This is a genomic window from Mycobacterium sp. NGS51 (assembly GCF_059812525.1).
The window spans coordinates 138486-158452 of the sequence record NZ_JCALCV010000001.1; the positions used below are offsets into that span (position 1 = coordinate 138486).

The window sequence follows — 19967 nt, forward strand, 5'->3', positions numbered from 1 at the left end:
CGTGAGCTGTTCTCCCTGCCAGCGGGATGGCCACCCCGATAAGCCGACCGGCAGTCGTAGAACAAGGACATGACGTTGCAAGTCAACACCGACCAGATTCGGCACATCGAAGTGGAGGCCGTCCCGTCTCGGTTCGCTCGCGGCTGGCACTGTCTCGGCCTGGCCAAGGAGTTCGGCGACGGCAAGCCGCATGCCGTGCATGCGTTCGGACAGAAGCTGGTGATCTTCCGGAGCGGGGACGGCAGGATCAATGTCCTCGACGGGTATTGCCGCCACATGGGCGGTGATCTGTCGCAAGGTGAAGTGAAGGGCAACGAGATCGCCTGCCCATTCCACGATTGGCGGTGGGGCGGAGACGGCCGCTGCAAGCAGGTTCCCTACAGCAAGCGGGTCCCCAGGCTGGCCCGCACCGCGACGTGGACCACGCTGGAGCAAGACGGGATGTTGTTCGTGTGGAACGACCCGCAGGGCAACCCGCCGCCGCCGGAAGTCGCCATCCCGCGTATCGAGGGTGCGACCACTGACGAATGGACCGACTGGCATTGGTACACGACAACCGTCAATAGCAACTGTCGTGAGATCATCGACAACGTCGTCGACATGGCGCATTTCTTCTACATCCATGGGTCGCTGCCAACGCACTTCAAGAACATCTTCGAAGGTCACATTGCGACTCAGTACATGAACAGCGCGGGGCGCCCGGATGTCGGCGAACCGGGCACGTCGCAGATGCTCGGAACCACGTCAGTCGCATCGTATTTCGGGCCTTCCTTCATGATCGACGACCTGACGTATCACTATGAGGACGCCGACCACCAGACGGTGCTGATCAACTGCCACTACCCGATCGACGCCAAATCCTTTGTGCTGCAGTACGGCATCATCGTGAAAAAGTCCGAGGCGCTGCCCGATGAGCTCGCGGTGCAGACCGCGATCGGCCTGGGCGATTTCGTCAAGATGGGCTTCGAGCAGGACGTTGCGATTTGGAAGACCAAGGCGCGCATCGACAATCCACTGTTGTGCGAGGAGGACGGCCCGGTCTATCAACTACGCCGCTGGTATGAGCAGTTCTACGTCGACGTCGCCGACGTGACGCCGGACATGGTGGATCGCTTCGAGTATGAGCTGGATACCACCAGTCCGCGCCAGGAGTGGATGAAGGTGGTTGAAGCGAACCTCGCCGCGAGGTCTGCGGCGGGAGCCACCTGATGACTGCTCGGGTCGACAACCGGCTATCCGACTGTCCAATGGTGTCGGTAGCCTGCCGGCGCTGCGGCGCGCAGGTCCTGGCGCGAAAGAGCAGCTGGGATCAGACCAGCGTGCAATGGGATGCGCAAGCCTCCGCCCTTTGCCTTGAACGGCGGGACGCCCAGAACCTCGCCGCACACTCGGGACGCGGTGTGTTCCTGGCGTGTTCGGCGCTCAGCGGCTCGCTTGCCGACGCAGCCCGCCACGGCGACCTGCCGGTTGTCGATGAAACGGTCCAGATAGCAGGCACCCGCCGGTCACCTTAAGCCAACTGGAAGGCGCTGATCGGTGCTTCTTCCGGGTAGACCGACGGGCCGCCGAAGTCATAGGCCGCGTTGAGGGTGCGGATGAACTCCGGGTCGTGCAGCGGGTCGTCCGGCGTCGCGAGTTTGATGCCCTGCGCGTTGACATCTTTGACCAAGGTGTCGATAGCCTGCTCGATGGTCAGGTCATCGGAGCCGTCCATGTTCTTCTTCAACTCGTCGAAGTCGGAGAACACCTCCGCCGACCAGTGCACCAGGAAGCGCAGTTGGTCGGTGTGGTGGCGGGCGATCACGTCGTCGCCGTTCTTCAGCAGCCACCAGTCGCGCTCGGTCGGGTCGCCGGTAAAGACAGTGCCGAAGCTCAGCCCGGCGGGGATCTGCTCATCCAGGGGCCCGTTGGCTTCGCCGCGGTGCACCATCATCTCGTTTTGCACCACGACGCCGCGGTTGTATACCGGTGGCAGCACCCGCTGCGGCGGCTTGAGCGGCCCATCCGGCCAATAGGTGAAGCCGCTGCCCGAATCCAGTGAGAACCAGGTAATCACCTGCGCCATCTTGATCAGGTAATCCTGAAATAGCCCGGACTTGCCCATGACACTGGTCAGCCACGTCGGCGCGTTCTCATACCGCACACCGCGGAAGCTCGGCGAATCCAGATGTCCCGGGTCGCGATTGGCGCATGGGCCGTTGATGTTGAACAGCATCATCTGTGGTTTGGCGTAGTCGGCTTTCCAGTAGGCCTTGGCCATCTCCACAAAGCGCGCGTTGTAAAAGCAATCGTGCAGTTCTGGATACAGCACGGCGCCGTAGTTCGCCAGGAAGCCGCGGAAGGTCGGGGTCAGAAACAGATCCAGCGAGGGTTCGAAGCCTTCGGGAAATATGCCGCTCATGGTCGCGATGAGCTCTTCAGCCGACGCGAAGTGGTGAGCGAGGATCAGCTTCCACGGCCCGTTGCCGTGCACTGTGTCCAGCAGTAGCTCGCGCTGGTCGTCGGTGTAGACATCGTCGACCTCCCGTGGCGGCGACGCGGGCCGCAGGACGTTGGACAGTTCCATGCGCCGCTGATCGGTGAGCATCGGGTCTCCTCTTGGTTGCCGCTGGTTTTTCGATTCTGCGGCTGCCAGCGGCATTGCAGCGCGCAGGTGTCCGGTGATCGGGACGTCAAACCGTCAGAACTTCAACGGATGAGCGAACTTCGCACGCAGCAGCGCGCCGACTTCGGCGATCGCCAGTCGACCCCGTGCGGTGGCCTCAGAGCGCATCAAGAAGCCGTGATACATACCGGGGTAGCGGGTCATGGTCACCTGTACCCGGGCATTGCGCAAGCGGTTTGCATAGCGCTCACCCCAGTCCCGGATTGGATCGCATTCGGCGGTGACCATGATCGCCGGCGGCAGCCCGGAAAGGTCAGTGACATCTGCGGGCACCCGATACGCGTCGGTCCCTGTGGCGGCACCTCTGTCGGCCAGTTCGTGCATGTAGTTGATGTCGTCGAGGGAGAGCATCGGGGGGTCGCTCAGGGCCGTGATCGACGGTGCACTCATGTCGCGGTCGAGTCCCGGGTACAGCAACACCTGACAACAGATCACCGGGCCGTCACGGTCGCGGGCGGCCAGCGTTACGGCGGCCGCCAACGAGCCGCCGGCGCTGTCGCCGACCACCGCAAGCCGAGTCGGATCAACGTCGAGTCGGTCGGCGTTTTCGGCAACCCAGGTGGTCGCACGGTAGGCGTCGTCAAACTGTGCGGGAGACGGATTCTCGGGCGCAAGCCGGTAATCAACGGCGACCACCGTGGCATTGCTCTCGGCGGCCAGCGTGCGTGCCAGCGGCTCGAAGGAATGGTTGGAGCCGAGAACCATTCCGCCACCGTGGAAATACAGCAACACCGGCGCGTCGGTTGCACGGCTGGGCCGGTGGATGCGCAGCGGGATTGGCCCGCCCGGACCGGGTGCCGCACAGTCCTCGATGGCCGCCATTTTCGGCATATCGCCGGGAAGCGGCGCCGATTCGATCGCTTCCCGCACGGCGGGCAGGCCACGCTGACGCATGGGCGGAATGTCACCGAACGAGGCGACGCGCGCGGCGGCGTCGGGATCAAGTCTCACTGCTGCGAGGGGTCAAATCGGCGACCGCGTAACGTTGGGGGACGCTGCGAGACAAGGGCTTCGGCGCGCCCTGCCATAGCCGAGCCGACATACTCAGGCTGGGTGAGCAGGTAGAAGCGTCCTTCGGCGGCCTGGTCGAACAGTGCTTCGGCGGCGGCCATGGCGTCCATGGCGTCGGCTTTGATGTCGAGCATGACCGAACGCTGCGATTCTGCGGCGGCCACGTCGCCGTCGTCGACTCCGCCAGCGGACTCAAAGATGTTGGACACCACCGCGCCTGGCAGCACAGCTTGCACGTGGACATGATCGTCGTGCCCGGCCAACTGCACCTCTAACCGCAGACATTCGGTGAGCGCAAGCACCGCATGCTTACTCATGATGTAGGGCGCCTGGAGTGGCACGGCCGCAACCCCGCCGATCGACGACAGGTTCCACACCCACGCGGGTTCTGGCGTGGCCAGCATCTTCGGCAAAAACGCACGTACACCGTGAAAGACCCCGCTGATGTTGACGTCGACGACACGCTGCCAGTTCTGTACCGGCGTGTCCCACAGATACCCGAACTGTTCGACCCCGGCATTGTTGACCAGGAGGCGCACCGGTCCGAAGTCGCGATAAACCCGTTCGGCAAGCTGCTGTACTGCTTCGGGATCGCGCACGTCGCATACCACGTCCTGGGCTGATCCGCCGGCGGCACAGAGCTCTTCCCGGAGCGCGACGACCGCGGCAGCATCGACGTCGGCGAGCAGCACGGTCATCCCCAGCCGGTTGGCATACCGTGCCAGTCCGGCACCGATTCCCGCGCCGGCACCGGTGATGACGGCCACGCCGCCGCAGAATACTTCCCGGGCGTCCATCGGTTAGGAACCGGCGGCGCTGACGACGGTGGCCTCGGACAGCGGAACCGAGTCGGTGGTGTCGAGGACGATATCCATCTCGGTGAGCTCCAGCCCGTTGGCGCAGCGCCGTACAGCGACGTGGGCTACACCGCTGGACACCGCGAAGGGAATGAAGTTCGCAATCTGGTTGACGAATATGTAGAAACGCGCGCGGGTTATCTCGCCGTCGGTGCCGGCGCGGTGCACGTTGGTGGCGTGATGGCGCAGCGGGTACGGGCTTTGCTGGCGATGATCGGTCAGCCACTCCATCACCGCGTTGCGGCCGCGCAGCTCCGGTGACATCAGTTCTTCGAACGGACTGGCGCCCGAATCGCTTCGAGTCAGGTACCGGACGTTATCGGCATATCGCGCTGCCAGCTCGTCGTAGTGCGCCGCGTCGTAGTGGTACCAGAACTCGGCGATGAATTCTTGCAGCTCGGCCAGCGAGATGTCGTTGCTCACAGTTCTTCAGTCAAGCCGCTACGCGGTGGCGACGGAATCGTTGTTGACCGGTCAGTGGAACATCATCCGCGCCGGCGCGAAAGGCTTCCCGCTCAGTAGACACAACCGGGGCTGGGCAATCGGGCTGAGCTGATACTGGCGTCGACATGCGTACCCAATCCATGGCCACGGGGCTGCGGGCCAACCTGGAGCAAGCCGATCCCGGCGTGCTGGTCGCCGTGTTGGCGCAACTAAGCGGTGATCCCGCGATCGTCGACAAGTTCGGGCCGGCGATCTCACACCTGCCCGATCCGCCCGAACAAGCCGGTGTCACCGATCCGCAGACCGCCGCTGCCGTCGTCGACTCGCTGATCGACATCCTGACGGGAGTCTCGACGCCCGCCGGCGCGGTCGCCCATGACGATCCTGCGCTGTTCGCGCGGATCGCATCCATCGGGCTGGGCGTGGCGGTCAGCGACCGTGAAGTACCGATGCTGTTGGAACAGGGTGGTTTTCATAAGTCCCGTCCGGTGCTGCCGCGTACGGTCCCGATTCCGTCGGCAACCAAGGTTGCCATCGTCGGTTGCGGCTTGGCCGGCATCGCGACCGCGATCGCAGCGACCGCCGCTGGCGTCGACTATGAGATTTATGAGCGCCACCCAGAGGTCGGCGGCACCTGGTTAACCACCACGTACCCGGGCATCGGGGTGGATACGCCATCCACCTATTACTCGCTGTCGTGCGAACTCAACCCCGACTGGTCCAGCTACTACCCGATGGGGTGGGAGTACCAGTCCTACCTGCAGGCCGTCGCCGGCAAGTACAAGATCCGTGACCACACCTGGTTCAATACCGAGGTCGAGGCGCTGTGTTGGGACGACGAACAGCAGCGCTGGCAGATTCATGCCCGATCGGCCGACGGCACTCGCACTGTCAGCCACGCTACCGTGGTCATTACCGCGGCCGGCTACCTCAACAGGCCCCGGTTCCCGGAGCTTGAAGGTCGGGAGACGTTCGGCGGCATCAGCATTCATTCGGCGCAGTGGGATCCCGAACTGAACCTGACCGGCAAGCGGGTCGCGGTGATCGGGGCCGGCTGCACGGCGGTTCAAATCGTCGATGCGGTTGTCGACGACGTCGAGCACCTCACCGTGTTCCAGCGCCAGCCGCACTGGGTGGCGCCGCGCCGCCGGCCATCCGACGACGTGCCTGGCTATCACCGGTGGCTGGCCCGGCAGGTGCCGCACTACGCGAATTGGATTCGGCTGAAGTCGTATTGGTCGACAGCCGACAACAACTATCCGGTCATCCAGGTGGACGACGAGTGGTCGGCCTCGCACCTGTCGATCTCACCCGCCAACGATGTGCTACTGCGGTATTGCCTGGACTACATCGACCGTGTCTTCGGTGCGGGTAGCGAGTTGGCCAAAAAGGTCACCCCCGACTTCGCCCCGTACGGTAAGCGCATCATCCGCGACCCCGGCGGCTACTATGCCGCGCTCACCCGCCCGCATGTCGACGTGGAGGCCAGCGAGCCGGCACGAGTCACACCCAACGGGATCGTCACCGAGGATGGACGCGAGGTCGAGCTTGACGTAATTGTCTATGCCACGGGTTATTACCTCGACTTCCTGTCGACGATCGACATCCGTGGGCGCGACGGGCGGTCCCTGGCCGACGAATGGGCGGGCACCCCGCGTAGTTATCGCGGCGGCACGGTGCCGGGCTTTCCGAACCTGTTCATCACGTCGCATCCCAACGGCAGTCCGGGCCATGGCGGCGGTCACAACTTCGGCGTCGAGGTGGCCGTGCACTACATCATGGAGTGCCTGCAACTGATGGCGTTGCGGGGTGCGGGGTCGATGGAACCCACTCGCGAGGCCTACGACGAGTACGTGGCTCGTCTCGACGATGCGATGGAAGGGCTGGTTTGGCGGCACACCCCGACCGCGCACACCTACTACCGGGTGGCCTCCGGCCGCGTCGTGGTGGCCAACCCGCTCCGGATGATCGACTGGTGGGAAGAACACCGCGCGCCCGTCGAAGAGCACTTCGAGCTGCGATGACCCAACTGTTGTCTGGCAGAACGGCGTTGGTCACCGGCAGCAGCCGCGGCATCGGACGTGCTATCGCGCAACGATTGGCGGCCGAGGGTGCCGTCGTCGTGGTGACAGCACGATCCCATGAGCCCTCGCCATCGCTGCGCGCCGGTAGGGCTGCTGAACTGCCCGGGACGATCGGGGAAACCGTGGCATCGATCGAGCGGGCCGGCGGGCGTGCACTGGGCATCGCCGCCGACCTCGAGGACGTCGAACAGCGCGAGCAGTTGATCGACGAGGTGGTCGATCGCACCGGAAGACTCGACATTCTGGTCAACAACGCCGGATACGCCGATTACTCGCTAGTCGAAGACATGCCGCTGGAGACATTCGACCGGACGGTGGAGCACTACCTGAGGACACCGTTCGCGTTGACGAAGGCGGCGGTGCCGCACATGCGCAATCAGGGCGAGGGCTGGATCGTCAACATCGGATCGGCGACCGGGCTGGCCCCGATCCGACCGTATCGCGATTACAACAAGACCGCCGGTGACGTGGTCTACGCGTCGATAAAGGCGGCGTTGCACCGATTCAGCCAAGGGCTGGCCGCCGAGTTGCTTGATGCGAATATCGCCGTCAACTGCGTCGGCCCGTCCACCGCGGTGCGTACTCCCGGTGCAGCGCAATTGATTCCGGATACGTTCCCGACCGAACCTGTCGAGTACCTGGCTGAAACCGTGCTGGCAATGTGTCATTTTGCCGCGGCTGAGCGCACCGGGCTGGTGGCGTTCAGCCTGCACTACCCGTGGTCTCAAGGGTTGCCGGTGCACAGCCTCGACGGCAAGACGCGGCTGCCCCGGTTGGAGCCCCCGACGTCTGCCAACCCGAATATCTTGCCCGCCGGGCTGTAGCACCGCCAAGCCCTCAGCCGAGTACCGCCGTGTCAGCCCGGCAGAAGCTGTGGCAGACGCGATCGCGCACAATGACCTCAGGGCATTCGGGATCGAACCAGCGATCCACGTAGGCCCAATGAATCGGATGCATGAGATACGGGCCGGTCAACCCTTCGATGTCGGTGAATTGCTGCTCGAACACGTGCGTCCACCCCGAAGCGCCGGTGGCTTGTTCGACGTGGCTGAGCTGCCAGGCGGTGATGGTGCGCACGTATTTAGGCATCAACTTCAGGTCGGCCTCGAAACGGGCGAGGGTGGCGTCGTCTGTACGAGGTGTCACACGCAGCAAAAGTGTGCGGTAGACGGTGCCTGGGTCCTCTGACCAATCGGTGCTGGCGGGGCTGCCGGTGTAGCTGGCGCCGTTGATGTGGCTTATCGCGGAGTGTGCCAGCACACGATTGAATTGGTCTGCGACACAATTCCATTGGTGTTGATCGGCAAACCGCAGACGTATCAGGATGTCGCCACCGTTGCGGGAGCCGGGCAGTGTCGGCTCCACCAGCATGCGCTCGGCCCCGGTCTGGGAGGCCGCGCTGCGCAACGCTGCCAGCATACGGTCGCGGTTTTCCTCAGCGGCTACGTCGATCAGCCTGACGACGCTAAACACCGCACAGTCCGTCCACGTCTGTGGCGTCGGCTGCGACGCTGCGGGTGCGTTCGATCACCAGGTCGGCGAGATCGGCCCACCACTGCCCAACCGCGGGGTCGGGCCGAGCCTGCCAGATCATCTCCCACCAGGCCTGTGGGCTGGGCAGCGACCAGACGATTGTGACCGTGGTGGGCTGGTCGGCATCCCAGATCGGCGGACTGACCAGCACTCGCTGCAACGTCATTCCACGGCTACGTGCCCCTGGCGCGTAGCCGGACAGATACGTGTCGACGAACGTCTTGGCGCAGCCGGGCCGCGTGATGACCCGGTCAATCACATACACCTGACCATCAGCCATTCGCCGCGCCTAGGAGATTCCGGCCGATCGCTGGGCCAGTTGCAGTAGACGGGACAGCTCGCCGCAGACCTCCGCGCGTGCCCGCTGAGCCAAGTGCAGCACCGGCATCGTCATGAAACCGTGGATGCCGCCTTCGTAGTGGTAGTGCGCTGTCTGCACATTCGCCGTCTTCAGCGCGGCGACGAACGCACTGCCCTCATCCCGCAACGGGTCATGGCCGACGGTGACCACGACGGTCGGTGGCAGACCGCGTAAGTCGGCCTTTAGCGGCGACGCGTAGGGATGCTCGCGGTCGGCGGCAATGGGCACGTACTGATCCCAGTACCACTGCAGCGCGACGCGTGGGTTGTAGTAGCCCTCCCCGAACAGTCGATACGACTCGGTATCGAAGTCGGCGTTGACCATCGGGTAGACCAACAGCTGTCCTGCCAGCGATGGTCCGCCACGGTCGCGTGCCATCAGCGCCCCCGCGGCAGCCAGGTTGCCGCCCGCGCTGTCGCCGCCGACCGCGATGCGACTCGCGTCGCCGCCAAGTGCGTCGGCATTGCGGGCCGCCCACTGCGCCACTGCGTAGACGTCCTCGGCGGCGGCCGGCCACGGATGCTCCGGAGCCAGCCGGTATGCAACTGAAATAATAACGGCCGGAATGCGATTCGTGAAGCTGCGGCACAGGCCGTCGTGGCTGTCGAGGTCGCAGAACACAAAGCCGCCGCCGTGCGCGTACACCAGAATCGGCAGCAGTGACTCCGCGGCTGGCCGGTAGATGCGGACGCTGACGTCGCCAGGGATGGTCTGGTCGTGCACCGAGCCGACGCCTTCAGGCTGTGCCGGGGCGACGACTCGTGCCCGGATCGCCTCGCGTGCTTGTGCTCCGGTCATCGTCTCCACCTGTGGGAAGCCCGCGTCGAGTGCCTCTCGCATGTCCGCAATTTGCGGGTCGAGTCTCATGCGAACTGCAACGCGGCCGGTCTCCGTTCGGGACGCGGCGCTGAGATCGCGTGGCATGGGCGCACCTGCTGCAGCGTCGGCGCCACTCGATGCGCACCGTCATCGATGTTGTGCCAAATGCGCATTGCCGTCATGCGCACCGGCGCCGCCATAAGATGGTCGAACCTCATCCCGTTCATCGGTCCGCACACGGAAACGGCGGCGATGGCCTTGCCCGGGTCACCGATGGGCGCCGCCACACAGCCGAATCCGGCCAGCGACTCCTCGCGGTCGACCGCCACCCCGTGCGCACGCGTCTTGGTCAGTTCGGCAGTCAACTGTGCGCCGCTGCTGATCGAATATCTGGTTTTGCGGGTGGCGAGGTCGACGGCCTCGACGTTGTCGCTGTAGGCCAGCATCGCTTTGCCCACAGCTGTGCAGTGTGCCGGCTGCCGTCCGCCGACACGGCTGGGGATCGCCGCGGTCATCGGGCCGCCGATCTTCTCTAGGTACACCACGTCGGCGCCGTCCAGGACGGCCAGATGCACGACCAGCCCGGTAGACCGGTGCAGATCGTGTAACAGCGGGATGGCCGCGCGGTGCAGCCGATCTTGATGAACGGCGAGCGACCCGAGTTCGACCAGTCGCATGCCAAGTTCGTAGTCGCGACCATCGCGGCGCAGCCAGCGTAATTGCACCAACCGCTCCAGCATCCGGTGCGCGGAGGAGCGAGGTAGGCCGGTCCGGCGCACGATCTGCGCCAGCGTCAGCCGGCCGGGCCCATCAAAGGCATCCAGCACCAACGAGACCCGGTCGATGACAGCACTTGGAGTGTTGGTTTCGATAGCCACGGCACGCTCCTTGATATTTCTAATAGAAATATTCCTTTTTGTACCACATGGTGTGGTTGCTGTCACATAGCGGCATGGGATTGATGCAGCACACATCGCCGGTGTGCGAAGCGATGGTGGCAGAAAGACTCAGGCTTGGGCGGCGGCGCGGCCGGCACGGCGCCCGTAGAAGCTGCCGTCGCCGAGCGAGATGCCGCTGGCGTAACCCCACGCAGCCAAGCCCGCGGTGGAGCGGCCCGCCGCATACAGACCGGAGATCGGCTCTCCGCTCACGTGCAGCACTTCGGAATCCAGGGTGGTCTTCAGGCCACCACCGCCCGGCGGGCGCGGATCGTCGCGTCGATTCCGTACCGACGCGCACACAGGCCAACCACCCGGCCGTCGGACTCGACAACAAGGCGCTGCACCCGCACGTCGTAAATCGCTTGTGCGCCAGCCGCGGTCGCGGTCTCCACGAGGGGCTTCATCAGCATGTAGCCGGCGCTGGCCTCGCCCTGCTTCTTGTTCGACATCTGGGGGACGTGGCCGCGCGGGGCCGGCGTCGCGATCGTGTTGAAGGGGTGCGCATTCTCGCCACCGCTGTACATCAGGCCCTGGTCGCCCATCGGCTCCCAGCCGGGCTCGGAGAAGAACTCCGCTTTGAACGGCACACCGCAGTCGACAAGCCAGTTGAAGTGATCGATGCTGCCGGCACAGTAGTCGGCGATGCGGTTCTCGTCGGCGCCCGGTCCCATCGCGACGTTGAGGAATGCTGTCATGTTCTCGACGGAATCATCGAAGCCACAAGCCTTTTGCAGTGGCGTACCACCGCCGACATAGATGAAGCCACCGGCCATCGCCGCCGCGCCGCCCCACGAGCCCGTGCGTTCCAGTACCAGGACGTCGGCACCGGATCGAGCGGCTTCGACCGCGGCGGCCGCGCCGGCAACTCCGTATCCGGCGATGACGACGTCGGCCTGGTGGTCCCAGGAGCTGATGGTTGCGGCCGGGACGGGCGTGACGTCGGTGTCAGGTGTCATAGCCGCATTGCCGCGGGCATTTCTCCGACCCACTGGTGGCCCCAGTAGCTGTCGGCCGTGATTTCCTCTGCGGTGTAATATGTTTCATCGACGCGCATGCCATCGGTGCCGAATTCGATGTCCCAGTCACCGGGTGCGCGCACGTAGAACGACACCATTTTGTCGTTGGTGTGGCGGCCCAGGGTTGACGACAGCTGAAAACCCTCGGCGTTGACGCGGTCCAGCGCCTGACCCACGGCGTCGAGGCTGTCGACCTCCACCATGATGTGGACGAGGCGTGGATCACGCTGATGCGCGGCCGGGACAATCGCCAGACTGTGGTGTCGTTCGTTGATGCCGAGGAAGCGAACGCGGACTGGGCCAAACTCTTTCGGCAGTGGCACGCGGAAGGCGCCGCGGGAACGGAAGCCCAGCACATCGGTGTAGAAGTCGAACAGCCCGTTGGGATCGGTGGCCGGCACGACGACGTGGCCCAGTCCCTGATCACCGGTGACGAATTTCGCCCCGAACGGGGTGACGACAGGGCTGTGGTCAAGCACTGCACCGTGAAACACCTCTACCGTGGTGCCGGCCGGGTCTTCGAAGGTGATGACCTCTTCCACGCGGCGGGCCTCGGCCTCATCGAGGGAGAGCTGTTTGAATGCCACCCCCGCTCCATCGAGTGCGGCCTTGACGCGCTGCAACCCGGGATGGTCGCGCACTTCCCAGCCCACGGTAAGCACCCGGTCAGACTCGCCGGGCACCACGATGAGCCGGGCAGCGCGCTCGTCCATCCGCAAATACAGCGCCGACGAATCGGGTCCCTTGCCCTCCGCGAAACCCAGGATGTCGAAAGCGAAATGGCGCCACCGGTCGATGCCATTGGTCGAAATCGTGATGTAACCCAGGCTTTTCAGGTCGGTCACTGTCTGCTCCTAGATCAAAGCCCGCAGCGGGCCCTCGGGCGGGTCGACGCCGATCGAACTCAGCGCCGACGCGTGATAGGTGGTGCCCGGGACATGGATGGCGTGCATCTGACCGACGTGCACGTCGCGCCAATACCGTTGCAGCGGCTTGTCCATCCGCGCCGCGTTGCCACCCGAGCGGGCGAAAATCTCGTCGACCGCCGAAACCGCGCGCCACACCGCACGAATCTGGGTGCGGCGCCCGGCCGCGCGGTCGGCGAATGACACCTCCTTGCCGGCCGCGACGATGTCGTAGATGCGGTCGGCGTTGGCCAGTAGCTCCTGGCGGGCGGCGTTGATGTCGGCGGCGGCCTCGCCGATCGCGTGCATCACGTAGGGGTCGTCCTTGATCGCGGTCCCGGTGGCGCCCACCCGGCCGCGTTGGTAATCCAGGTGCGCGGCCAGCGCGCCCTCGGCGATACCGATGGTGGCCGCCGAGATGCCGAGAGGGAACATCGTCGACCACGGCATCAGGTATAGCGGCTCGGTCATCCCGGCCTCGCGCTGGGCGGTGCCGTCCATCACCTTGGTCGCATCCATCGTCCGGTAGGTCGGGACGAATGCATCTTTGACGATGACGTCCCTGGAGCCGGTTCCCCGCAGCCCCACCACATTCCACGAGTCTTCGACGATCTCGTAGTCGTTACGCGGCAGGATCATGTGCAGCATCTGCGGCGGCATCAACGGGATGCCTTTGTCGTCGCCGAGCATGGCGCCCAGGATGATCCAGTCGCAATGGTCGGTGCCCGAACTGAACTGCCAGCGGCCGTTGAAGATATACCCGCCGTCGACCGGCGTAGCCACGCCCTGCGGCGCGTACGGCGAGGCCATCCAGGTGTCGACGTCGTCGGCCCAAATCTCAGCAGCGACTCTCGGGTCCGCATAGGCCAACTGGTAGGGGTGCACACCCACCACGCCGACGATCCAGCCGGCCGCCGGATCCAGCGCCGCGGTGGCCATCGTCGTCTCGGCGAACTCGCGGGGACGAACCTCGAAGCCCTGGTATTGCTTGGTCTGCAGCAGCCGGATCAGGCCGGCGCCCTTCATCAGCTTGACGGTGTCGTCGGTGAGCCGGCCAATGTGTTCGGCTTCGGCGGCCTGGTCGCGCAACTGCTCCGCCATCGCCATCACCCGGTCGATTGCTCGTTCGGTCATGGTGTTGTCCTTACGTCGTGGGCCGCGATCGATGGTCTCCTGCCCGTGATGATGACACCTTTGGCGATCCCAGTGACCGGGAAGCAACTGTTGTTCGCGATCGAATGGGCCTACCGTCACGTCGTGACCCTTGATGCGGTGGTTGTCGGTGCCGGATTCGCCGGACTGTACGCCTTGCACAAACTGCGCTCACAGGGGTTGTCGGTGCGGGTTTTGGAAGCCGCTCCCGATGTTGGCGGCACCTGGTACTTCAACCGGTATCCCGGTTGCCGGTGCGATGTCGAGAGTGTCGACTACTGCTACTCGTTCTCCGACGAGCTGCAGCAGGAATGGAACTGGACCGAGAAGTACGCGACCCAGGCCGAGATCTTGCGCTACATCAACTGGGTCACCGACAAGCTCGACCTGCGTACGGACATCACCGTCAACACCCGTGTCTGCTCGGCGGTCCTCGACGAGGAGACCCTGCACTGGACGTTGACCACAGACGGTGGCGAGGTGGTCACCGCCCGGTTCTGCCTGATGGCTACCGGCTCGCTTTCTGCCGCGATGACACCCGATTTCATGGGCCTGGATACCTTCGCCGGCGAGGTGTACCACACTGCTCAGTGGCCGCATACGCCTGTCGATTTCACCGGCAAGCGGGTCGCGGTCATCGGCACCGGTTCCTCGGGCATCCAATCGATTCCGGTGATCGCCGAGCAAGCGGCGCAACTCTATGTGTTTCAGCGCACCCCCAACTTCAGCGTTCCTGCAGGCAACAAGCCGCTGACTGCCGCGGACGTGACCGCGATCAAGGCGAGTTACGCGGAGCGGCGTCGGCTTTCGTGGCGCAGCGGCGGAGGCTCACCGCATATCGCGCACCCGAGCAAGACGATGGAAGTACCCGCAGAAGAGCGCCGAGCAGCGTTCGAAAAGCGTTGGCAGCTAGGTGGTGTGCTGTTTTCCAAAACCTTCCCTGACCAGATGACCGACTCGGATGCCAACGAAGAGGCCAGAAGGTTCTACGAGGAGAAGGTACGCGCCGTGATCGACGACCCCGAGGTCGCCGACCTGCTGATCCCGAGCGACCATCCGATCGGGACCAAGCGTATCTGCACCGACACCAACTACTTTCAGACCTTCAACAAGCCGCATGTGAAGCTGGTCAGCGTGCGCAAGACACCGGTCACGTCGATCGACGCGACCGGTATCAACACCACCGACGCGCATTACGACGTCGATGCGATCGTGTTAGCCACCGGCTTCGACGCGATGACCGGTTCGCTGGCCAAGATCGACATCGCTGGCCGCGGAGGCCAAACACTGCGCGACGACTGGCAGGACGGTCCGCGCACCTATCTGGGCCTGGGTGTGGACGGGTTCCCCAACCTGTTCATGGTCTCCGGCCCGGGAGCGCCCGGCGTGCTGGCCAACATGGTGTTGCACGCGGAGGCACACGTGAACTGGATCGCCGATTGCATCGGCTATCTCGACGGGCACGGCTACACCGCGATCGAGCCCAGCAGGGAGTCGGTAGACAACTGGATTACCGAGTGCGCCCAGCGGGCCGGGGCAACGCTTTTCCCGAAAGCGAACTCCTGGTATCTGGGCGCCAACGTCCCCGGCAAGCCACGTGTGTTTATGTTGTTCACCGGCGGGTTCGCCGTTTACAACGACATCTGTGCAGAGGTGGCCGCGGTCGGCTACAAGGGCTTTAACCTGATCAAAGGGAGTTCACATGAAACGACTGGACGGTAACCGGATCCTGGTGACCGGAGCCGCGTCAGGTATCGGCCAGGCCACTGCACTGCGGCTGCTCGACGAGGGCGCTGCCGTCGTCGCCGCGGATATCGCTGCGGACGGACTGGACAAGACCCGTGCACAGGCCGGAGAGGCCGGGGTCAGCGAACGCCTCACCACACTGGGGATGAATGTCGGCGACGAGACGTCGGTAGTTGCCGGCGTGCGGTCGGCCGTCGACACGCTCGGCGGCCTGGATTCGGTGGTCAATGCCGCCGGCATGCTGCGCGCCGCGCACACCGATCAGATGACGACCGACCTGTGGAACCAGATCATCGGTGTCAACCTCACCGGGACGTTTCTGGTGGTACGCGAGGCGTTGCCGACGCTACTGAGCAATCCGCGCAGCGCGATCGTCAACTTCAGCTCGACATCGGCGTCCTTCGCGCACCCCTACATGGCGGCGTATGCGGCCAGTAAGGGCGGTGTCCAGTCGTTTACCCATGCGCTGGCGCTTGAGTACGCAAAGCAAGGGTTGCGCGCGGTGTGCGTGGCGCCGGGCAGCATCAAATCCGGAATCACCGATGCCACTGGCGGATTCATTCCGCCGGATGCGGACTGGACGCTGTTCGGCAGGCTGTCACCGATCATGCCCACCACAGAGGAATCCAGCGGAGCGCCGATGGCCGCTCCCTCCGCCGTCGCCGGGGTGATCGCCATGCTGGTGTCTGATGACGGCGCGTTCATCACCGGCACTGAGATCCGCATCGACGGCGGAACTCACGCATGACAGCCAGCGTCACCTACGAAGGCACTATTCGCGAAATCTCCACCGAGTCAGGTGTTCTGCGCTATCACGAGGCTGGCAACGGGCCACCACTGCTGCTGTTGCACGGGTCGGGGCCCGGGGTTACTGGCTGGCGCAACTTCCGCGGTGTGCTGGGCGCATTCGCCGAGCACTTCCGTTGCCTCGTCTTGGAATTCCCCGGTTTCGGTGTCAGCGACGACTTCGGTGGCCACCCGATGATCACCGCGTTCGACGCGGTGGGGCGGTTCGTCGACGTGCTGGGCCTCGGCACTGTCGATATCATCGGTAATTCGATGGGCGGGGGTGTCGCGCTCAACTTCGCCATGGCCCAGCCCGACCGGGTGGGCCGACTGGTAACCATCGGAGGTATCGGACGTAACGTCTTCAGTCCCGGCCCAGCCGAGGGCATCCGACTGCTGCAGGAGTTCACCGAAGAGCCGTCACGCGAGCGGCTGATCCGCTGGCTGCACTCGATGGTGTATGACCCTGCAGTGGTGACCGAGGACCTGATCGAGGAGCGCTGGCAGCACGCCACCGATCCCGCCACGCTGGCCGGTGCGCGGCGGATGTACAGCAGGGCGGCATTCGAGCAGATGATCCAAGCCATGGAGTCATCGAAAGGTCCGCAACCGTGGGCGATGATGCACCGGGTGATGGCGCCGACGTTGATCACCTGGGGCCGCGATGATCGGGTTAGCCCGCTGGACATGGCGCTGATCCCGATGCGCACCATCCCGAATGCCGAACTGCACGTATTCCCTAACTGCGGGCACTGGACGATGATCGAAGCGAAGGAAGGGTTCGAGAGCGCGGCGCTGGCGTTCCTTCTTCGCCGCGAAAGTGCAACTGGCGACGGGTCTACTCGAGAAATGCGTCGGCAGTTGCACTCTCGCGACAGGCCTAGTTGACGCAGGGCACTCCGCCACCATCGATGGGTGCGCCCTGATCTGGGGTCGGCTCGGTGCTGGTGGTGGTGCGTGAACCGTGGTAGGAGCCGGCCATCGGTGTGGCAGCAGATGTTGCGTCATGCGACGACCCGGAGTAGTCGTCGCCGACAAAGACTTGAACGCGATGAGCGGTCAGCGCCGAATCACTATGATCGGCCGCTTCGATGCCTAGCAGCGCCGCGATCGTCTGTGCATCGCTCTTGGCACCCGGCCCGTAGTCGACTGTCGTGGCGCTTGGTTCGCCGTATTCCCGGTCGCGCACAGTGCCCTTGGTGTAACCGCGGTGACTAAGGGTGCGTGACACGGTGCTGGCGAGTCCGGATGTGCTGCTGGCGTTGACGACGTCGACGACGGTTGCCGGGTTGGGCGCGGTGCTGGTTGTGGTGGTGGACGACCCGCCGGTACCGAACGCCGCTGCCACCTCGGCCTTGATCGCGGCGGGGTCGACGATGTTGACGTCCTGGCCGTTGATGTTGTCGTACCGGACGACCGGCAGCGTGCGGTATTCGATGTCGCCGCCGGCCAGCGCGCCCATCCGGCGGAACTGGCTTTCGTCCCAGCCCGCCGACAGCACCACATCCTTACGAGCAACGGACATCAGGCTTTTCAGCTTGCTCAGATCGGTGAAGGTGCCTGAACTTTGGAGTTGGTGCATGACCGAGGACAGGAACGCCTGCTGGCGGTGGGTGCGGTCCAGGTCGCCGTTCTCCAGGCCGTGGCGCTGCCGCACAAACGCCAGCGATTGTTCGGCGTTGAGTGTCTGGCGCCCGGCCGGGAAGTCGGCGCCCGAATAGGAGTCGTAGACGGCGTGTTTCAGGCATACCTGGACGCCGCCGAGGGTTTGGGCCAGGTCGTAGAACCCGGCCAGATTGACCTCGGCGAAGTAGTCGATCGGTACGCCGGTCAGGTTGCGCACCGCCCGCAAGGTCGCTGTCCGGCCGGCTTCGCGCCCTTTGGTCTCGAGTTCCCGCTGATCGCTGACGCCTTTGTTCATCAGCTTCTGCTCGGCGTAGTCCTTGGTGAGTCCGTACGCTTCTTTGATCTTGATGTGGTTGTATCCCGGGACGCCGCTGAACGGCACATAGTCGTCGCGGGGAATGGAGAATGCGGTGACTTTGTCGTCGGCGCCGACGTGCACCAGGATCAGCGTGTTGGTGTTGTAGCCGCCGGCGTCGGAGTCACCGGCGTGCAGCCGGTTCAGGATCGCGTTGGGCAGTTCGTTGCCGTCTTGGTCTTTGCGCGAGTCCAAGCCGATGAGCAAGATGTTCATCTCGCCGCCGCTGGAATGCGGGTCGTCGGAGCTCAACGCCTCGGACACCGTGATTCCGCCCAGTACCCCATGGGCCATCCACCAGCCGGCGCCGGTCGCCAGCACGGCCAACACCGACACCGTGGCCACCGCGCCGTGGGTCAATCGGCGGCGGATCTGCCAGGGTGCCGGTTTTGGGCGGCGGTGCCTACCGCCGGATTGGTTGGCCACCACAATCTCGACTCTGTCCTGAGCGCCGCCCCTGCCCCCGACGGCAATTTGCGGCGACGACGTTTAATGCTTGACGTCCAGTATGCCGCAGCTTGCTGCGAAGACCCTCGTCCAAGTGTGTGACCAGCGGTTGACGATGCATTTCGCGGATCCTGATAACCGTCTCGGGTCGCAGCGTTAGTGTCTGCGAAAGGCACTGCTAAGACGCTGGAGAGGGCTGATGACCGCCTATAAAACTGTGGTGGTCGGTACCGACGGCTCGGCTTCGTCGCTGGGTGCGGTCGAGCGCGCAGGTGCGATTGCCGCCGAATCGAACGCGAAGCTGATCATCGTGACCGGCTATGTTCCTGACAAGGAGGATCCGCGCGCCGCCGACGCGCTCGGGGACGAAGGCTACAAAGTGCAGGGCAATGCGCCGATCTACGCGATGTTGCGCGAGGGCCGCGACCGGGCCAAGGCGGCCGGCGCGAAGGACATCGAGGAGCGGCCGATTCAGGATGCTCCGGTCGATGCGCTGGTTGACCTCGCCGAAGAGGTTCAAGCCGATCTGCTCGTGGTCGGGAACGTGGGACTGAACGCACGATCGGCGATCATCGGACGGGTGTTTTCGATCCCCGGAAGTGTCGCCAGCAAGGCCAAGGTCGACGTGCTGATCGTGCATACCAGCGGCTGACCCGGTGTTGTTGGCGTGCGGTGATCAGGTTCCGTGCGTGCTGGCGTTTAAAGTCCGATGCGCCCGTCTATAGATGTCTAGCTACTCCGACCCGAAAGGCCGACGATGAAGTCGATTGTTCCTGTCACGATTGTGGCCGCTGCGCTGCTGTTCAGTGGATGTTCGGCCTCAGAGGTGATCAATACCGGCGGCGACACCAAGTGCAAGGACTTCACCACGCAGGACGAGAAGAAGCAAAACGAGGAGATCAGCAAAATGCTTAAAGACAAGAGCGGAGCTGACCCCAACAATATGGAGATCTCGGTTACGCGTTTGTCGGCGACGACCTACTGCCAAACAGTCGGCAAGCCGGATAGCAAGATTTCTGAGGCGCCCCACGGCTGACCAGAGGACCGCTCGTTTAGCGCGCCGCAGCGACGCCGCGACCCCGTCGTAGAATCGCCATGGCTCATCGAGCCGGCCCTGGCCGCGTTAGCTCAGTTGGTAGAGCGTCGCTCTTGTAAAGCGGATGTCGAGAGTTCGAGTCTCTCACGCGGCTCCATTACCTCTCGGCCCTCAGGGATAGCG

At 64.3% G+C, this 19967-nt stretch carries 21 protein-coding genes, 1 tRNA gene and 1 pseudogene; 10 read left to right on the forward strand and 13 right to left on the reverse strand.

All coding sequences use genetic code 11. The features are described from left to right. Positions 1 to 69 precede the first annotated feature (69 nt). Together AC5Y5W_RS00715 and AC5Y5W_RS00720 are read left to right on the forward strand one after the other, a co-directional pair. The gene (locus AC5Y5W_RS00715) at positions 70 to 1209 is read left to right on the forward strand and encodes a 3-ketosteroid-9-alpha-monooxygenase, oxygenase component (RefSeq protein ID WP_500008593.1); all 1140 of its coding nucleotides are present in this window, start codon (positions 70 to 72) and stop codon (positions 1207 to 1209) included. After that, a complete protein-coding gene (locus AC5Y5W_RS00720) occupies positions 1209 to 1514 on the forward strand; it encodes a ferredoxin (protein WP_500008594.1) in 306 nt (101 codons plus the stop codon). Before AC5Y5W_RS00715 ends, AC5Y5W_RS00720 begins: the two co-directional genes overlap by 1 nt. Here AC5Y5W_RS00720 and AC5Y5W_RS00725 read toward each other — a convergent pair. From AC5Y5W_RS00725 to AC5Y5W_RS00740, 4 genes are all read right to left on the reverse strand, one after another. Continuing rightward, entirely contained in the window at positions 1511 to 2587 is a 1077-nt protein-coding gene (locus tag AC5Y5W_RS00725; RefSeq protein ID WP_500008595.1) for a hypothetical protein, read from the reverse strand. The genes AC5Y5W_RS00720 and AC5Y5W_RS00725 overlap by 4 nt on opposite strands. A 93-nt stretch (positions 2588 to 2680) precedes the next feature. Next, a complete protein-coding gene (locus tag AC5Y5W_RS00730) occupies positions 2681 to 3559 on the reverse strand; it encodes an alpha/beta hydrolase (protein WP_500008846.1) in 879 nt (292 codons plus the stop codon). Positions 3560 to 3612: 53 nt separating this feature from the next. Beyond that, complete coding sequence (locus AC5Y5W_RS00735) at positions 3613 to 4473, reverse strand: SDR family NAD(P)-dependent oxidoreductase (protein ID WP_500008596.1); 861 nt, start codon at positions 4471 to 4473, stop codon at positions 3613 to 3615. Between the two features lie 3 nt (positions 4474 to 4476). Further along, positions 4477 to 4956 carry a nuclear transport factor 2 family protein gene (locus tag AC5Y5W_RS00740; RefSeq protein WP_500008597.1) on the reverse strand — a complete coding sequence of 160 codons (480 nt, stop codon included), beginning with the start codon at positions 4954 to 4956 and terminating at the stop codon, positions 4477 to 4479. 146 nt (positions 4957 to 5102) lie between these two features. On the opposite strand from AC5Y5W_RS00740, the gene AC5Y5W_RS00745 reads away from it, so the two are divergent. Both AC5Y5W_RS00745 and AC5Y5W_RS00750 read left to right on the forward strand, forming a co-directional pair. After that, a complete protein-coding gene (locus AC5Y5W_RS00745; RefSeq protein ID WP_500008598.1) occupies positions 5103 to 7001 on the forward strand; it encodes a flavin-containing monooxygenase in 1899 nt (632 codons plus the stop codon). Next, positions 6998 to 7885 carry an SDR family NAD(P)-dependent oxidoreductase gene (locus tag AC5Y5W_RS00750; protein WP_500008599.1) on the forward strand — a complete coding sequence of 296 codons (888 nt, stop codon included), beginning with the start codon at positions 6998 to 7000 and terminating at the stop codon, positions 7883 to 7885. The genes AC5Y5W_RS00745 and AC5Y5W_RS00750 overlap by 4 nt, the downstream gene beginning before the upstream one ends. 13 nt (positions 7886 to 7898) lie before the next feature. Here AC5Y5W_RS00750 and AC5Y5W_RS00755 read toward each other — a convergent pair whose 3' ends face one another. From AC5Y5W_RS00755 to AC5Y5W_RS00790, 8 genes and pseudogenes are all read right to left on the reverse strand, one after another. Beyond that, complete coding sequence (locus tag AC5Y5W_RS00755) at positions 7899 to 8534, reverse strand: Dabb family protein (protein ID WP_500021961.1); 636 nt, start codon at positions 8532 to 8534, stop codon at positions 7899 to 7901. Beyond that, on the reverse strand, positions 8527 to 8874 hold the full coding sequence (locus AC5Y5W_RS00760; protein WP_500008601.1) for a hypothetical protein: 348 nt from the start codon (positions 8872 to 8874) through the stop codon (positions 8527 to 8529). Before AC5Y5W_RS00760 ends, AC5Y5W_RS00755 begins: the two co-directional genes overlap by 8 nt. 9 nt (positions 8875 to 8883) lie before the next feature. Beyond that, complete coding sequence (gene lipP1, locus AC5Y5W_RS00765) at positions 8884 to 9822, reverse strand: LipP1 family hormone-sensitive lipase (RefSeq protein WP_500008602.1); 939 nt, start codon at positions 9820 to 9822, stop codon at positions 8884 to 8886. Further along, positions 9819 to 10652, reverse strand: a complete 834-nt coding sequence (locus tag AC5Y5W_RS00770; protein ID WP_500008603.1) for an IclR family transcriptional regulator — start codon at positions 10650 to 10652, stop codon at positions 9819 to 9821. The genes lipP1 and AC5Y5W_RS00770 overlap by 4 nt, the downstream gene beginning before the upstream one ends. 129 nt (positions 10653 to 10781) lie before the next feature. Continuing rightward, positions 10782 to 10925 carry a hypothetical protein gene (locus tag AC5Y5W_RS00775; protein ID WP_500008604.1) on the reverse strand — a complete coding sequence of 48 codons (144 nt, stop codon included), beginning with the start codon at positions 10923 to 10925 and terminating at the stop codon, positions 10782 to 10784. Positions 10926 to 10960: 35 nt separating this feature from the next. Next, positions 10961 to 11671: pseudogene (locus AC5Y5W_RS00780) on the reverse strand (FAD-dependent oxidoreductase); the annotation flags it as partial. Next, positions 11668 to 12576 carry a biphenyl-2,3-diol 1,2-dioxygenase gene (gene bphC / locus AC5Y5W_RS00785; protein ID WP_500008605.1) on the reverse strand — a complete coding sequence of 303 codons (909 nt, stop codon included), beginning with the start codon at positions 12574 to 12576 and terminating at the stop codon, positions 11668 to 11670. The gene bphC and the pseudogene AC5Y5W_RS00780, both read right to left, overlap by 4 nt. A gap of 9 nt (positions 12577 to 12585) precedes the next feature. Next, complete coding sequence (locus AC5Y5W_RS00790; protein ID WP_500008606.1) at positions 12586 to 13770, reverse strand: acyl-CoA dehydrogenase family protein; 1185 nt, start codon at positions 13768 to 13770, stop codon at positions 12586 to 12588. A gap of 48 nt (positions 13771 to 13818) precedes the next feature. Here AC5Y5W_RS00790 and AC5Y5W_RS00795 point away from each other — a divergent pair, with 48 nt between their 5' ends. The 3 genes from AC5Y5W_RS00795 to AC5Y5W_RS00805 are packed head-to-tail and all read left to right on the forward strand — an operon-like array spanning position 13819 to position 17208. Beyond that, positions 13819 to 15510 (forward strand): flavin-containing monooxygenase, encoded by a 1692-nt coding sequence (locus tag AC5Y5W_RS00795; protein ID WP_500008607.1) that lies wholly within the window; start codon positions 13819 to 13821, stop codon positions 15508 to 15510. Continuing rightward, positions 15491 to 16282: an SDR family NAD(P)-dependent oxidoreductase gene (locus AC5Y5W_RS00800; protein WP_500008608.1), complete on the forward strand. Its 792-nt coding sequence runs from the start codon at positions 15491 to 15493 to the stop codon at positions 16280 to 16282. Before AC5Y5W_RS00795 ends, AC5Y5W_RS00800 begins: the two co-directional genes overlap by 20 nt. Continuing rightward, positions 16279 to 17208 (forward strand): alpha/beta fold hydrolase, encoded by a 930-nt coding sequence (locus tag AC5Y5W_RS00805; RefSeq protein WP_500008609.1) that lies wholly within the window; start codon positions 16279 to 16281, stop codon positions 17206 to 17208. Before AC5Y5W_RS00800 ends, AC5Y5W_RS00805 begins: the two co-directional genes overlap by 4 nt. Here AC5Y5W_RS00805 and AC5Y5W_RS00810 read toward each other — a convergent pair. Next, positions 17201 to 18727 (reverse strand): LCP family protein, encoded by a 1527-nt coding sequence (locus AC5Y5W_RS00810; RefSeq protein WP_500008847.1) that lies wholly within the window; start codon positions 18725 to 18727, stop codon positions 17201 to 17203. The two genes, AC5Y5W_RS00805 and AC5Y5W_RS00810, sit on opposite strands and share 8 nt — an antisense overlap. Before the next feature lie 220 nt (positions 18728 to 18947). On the opposite strand from AC5Y5W_RS00810, the gene AC5Y5W_RS00815 reads away from it, so the two are divergent. The 3 genes from AC5Y5W_RS00815 (at position 18948) to AC5Y5W_RS00825 (ending at position 19941) form a co-directional block, all read left to right on the forward strand. Further along, positions 18948 to 19400, forward strand: coding sequence for a universal stress protein (locus AC5Y5W_RS00815; RefSeq protein WP_500008610.1), 453 nt, complete (start codon positions 18948 to 18950; stop codon positions 19398 to 19400). 105 nt (positions 19401 to 19505) lie between these two features. Next, entirely contained in the window at positions 19506 to 19784 is a 279-nt protein-coding gene (locus AC5Y5W_RS00820; RefSeq protein WP_500008611.1) for a hypothetical protein, read from the forward strand. An 81-nt stretch (positions 19785 to 19865) separates the two neighbouring features. Then, a tRNA-Thr gene (locus AC5Y5W_RS00825) sits at positions 19866 to 19941 on the forward strand. The last annotated feature ends 26 nt before the right edge of the window (positions 19942 to 19967 follow it).

Bases quoted from the DNA above. Each gene is read 5' to 3' on its own strand.
- AC5Y5W_RS00790 (WP_500008606.1), bottom strand. From the start codon at position 13,770: ATGACCGAACGAGCAATCGACCGGGTGATGGCGATGGCGGAGCAGTTG.
- AC5Y5W_RS00820 (WP_500008611.1), top strand. From the start codon at position 19,506: ATGAAGTCGATTGTTCCTGTCACGATTGTGGCCGCTGCGCTGCTGTTC.
- AC5Y5W_RS00760 (WP_500008601.1), bottom strand. From the start codon at position 8,874: ATGGCTGATGGTCAGGTGTATGTGATTGACCGGGTCATCACGCGGCCC.
- AC5Y5W_RS00715 (WP_500008593.1), top strand. From the start codon at position 70: ATGACGTTGCAAGTCAACACCGACCAGATTCGGCACATCGAAGTGGAG.
- AC5Y5W_RS00720 (WP_500008594.1), top strand. From the start codon at position 1,209: ATGACTGCTCGGGTCGACAACCGGCTATCCGACTGTCCAATGGTGTCG.
- AC5Y5W_RS00750 (WP_500008599.1), top strand. From the start codon at position 6,998: ATGACCCAACTGTTGTCTGGCAGAACGGCGTTGGTCACCGGCAGCAGC.
- AC5Y5W_RS00800 (WP_500008608.1), top strand. From the start codon at position 15,491: ATGAAACGACTGGACGGTAACCGGATCCTGGTGACCGGAGCCGCGTCA.
- AC5Y5W_RS00730 (WP_500008846.1), bottom strand. From the start codon at position 3,559: ATGCGTCAGCGTGGCCTGCCCGCCGTGCGGGAAGCGATCGAATCGGCG.
- AC5Y5W_RS00815 (WP_500008610.1), top strand. From the start codon at position 18,948: ATGACCGCCTATAAAACTGTGGTGGTCGGTACCGACGGCTCGGCTTCG.
- AC5Y5W_RS00735 (WP_500008596.1), bottom strand. From the start codon at position 4,473: ATGGACGCCCGGGAAGTATTCTGCGGCGGCGTGGCCGTCATCACCGGT.
- AC5Y5W_RS00795 (WP_500008607.1), top strand. From the start codon at position 13,819: ATGATGACACCTTTGGCGATCCCAGTGACCGGGAAGCAACTGTTGTTC.
- AC5Y5W_RS00805 (WP_500008609.1), top strand. From the start codon at position 16,279: ATGACAGCCAGCGTCACCTACGAAGGCACTATTCGCGAAATCTCCACC.
- AC5Y5W_RS00725 (WP_500008595.1), bottom strand. From the start codon at position 2,587: ATGCTCACCGATCAGCGGCGCATGGAACTGTCCAACGTCCTGCGGCCC.
- lipP1 (WP_500008602.1), bottom strand. From the start codon at position 9,822: ATGAGACTCGACCCGCAAATTGCGGACATGCGAGAGGCACTCGACGCG.
- AC5Y5W_RS00745 (WP_500008598.1), top strand. From the start codon at position 5,103: ATGCGTACCCAATCCATGGCCACGGGGCTGCGGGCCAACCTGGAGCAA.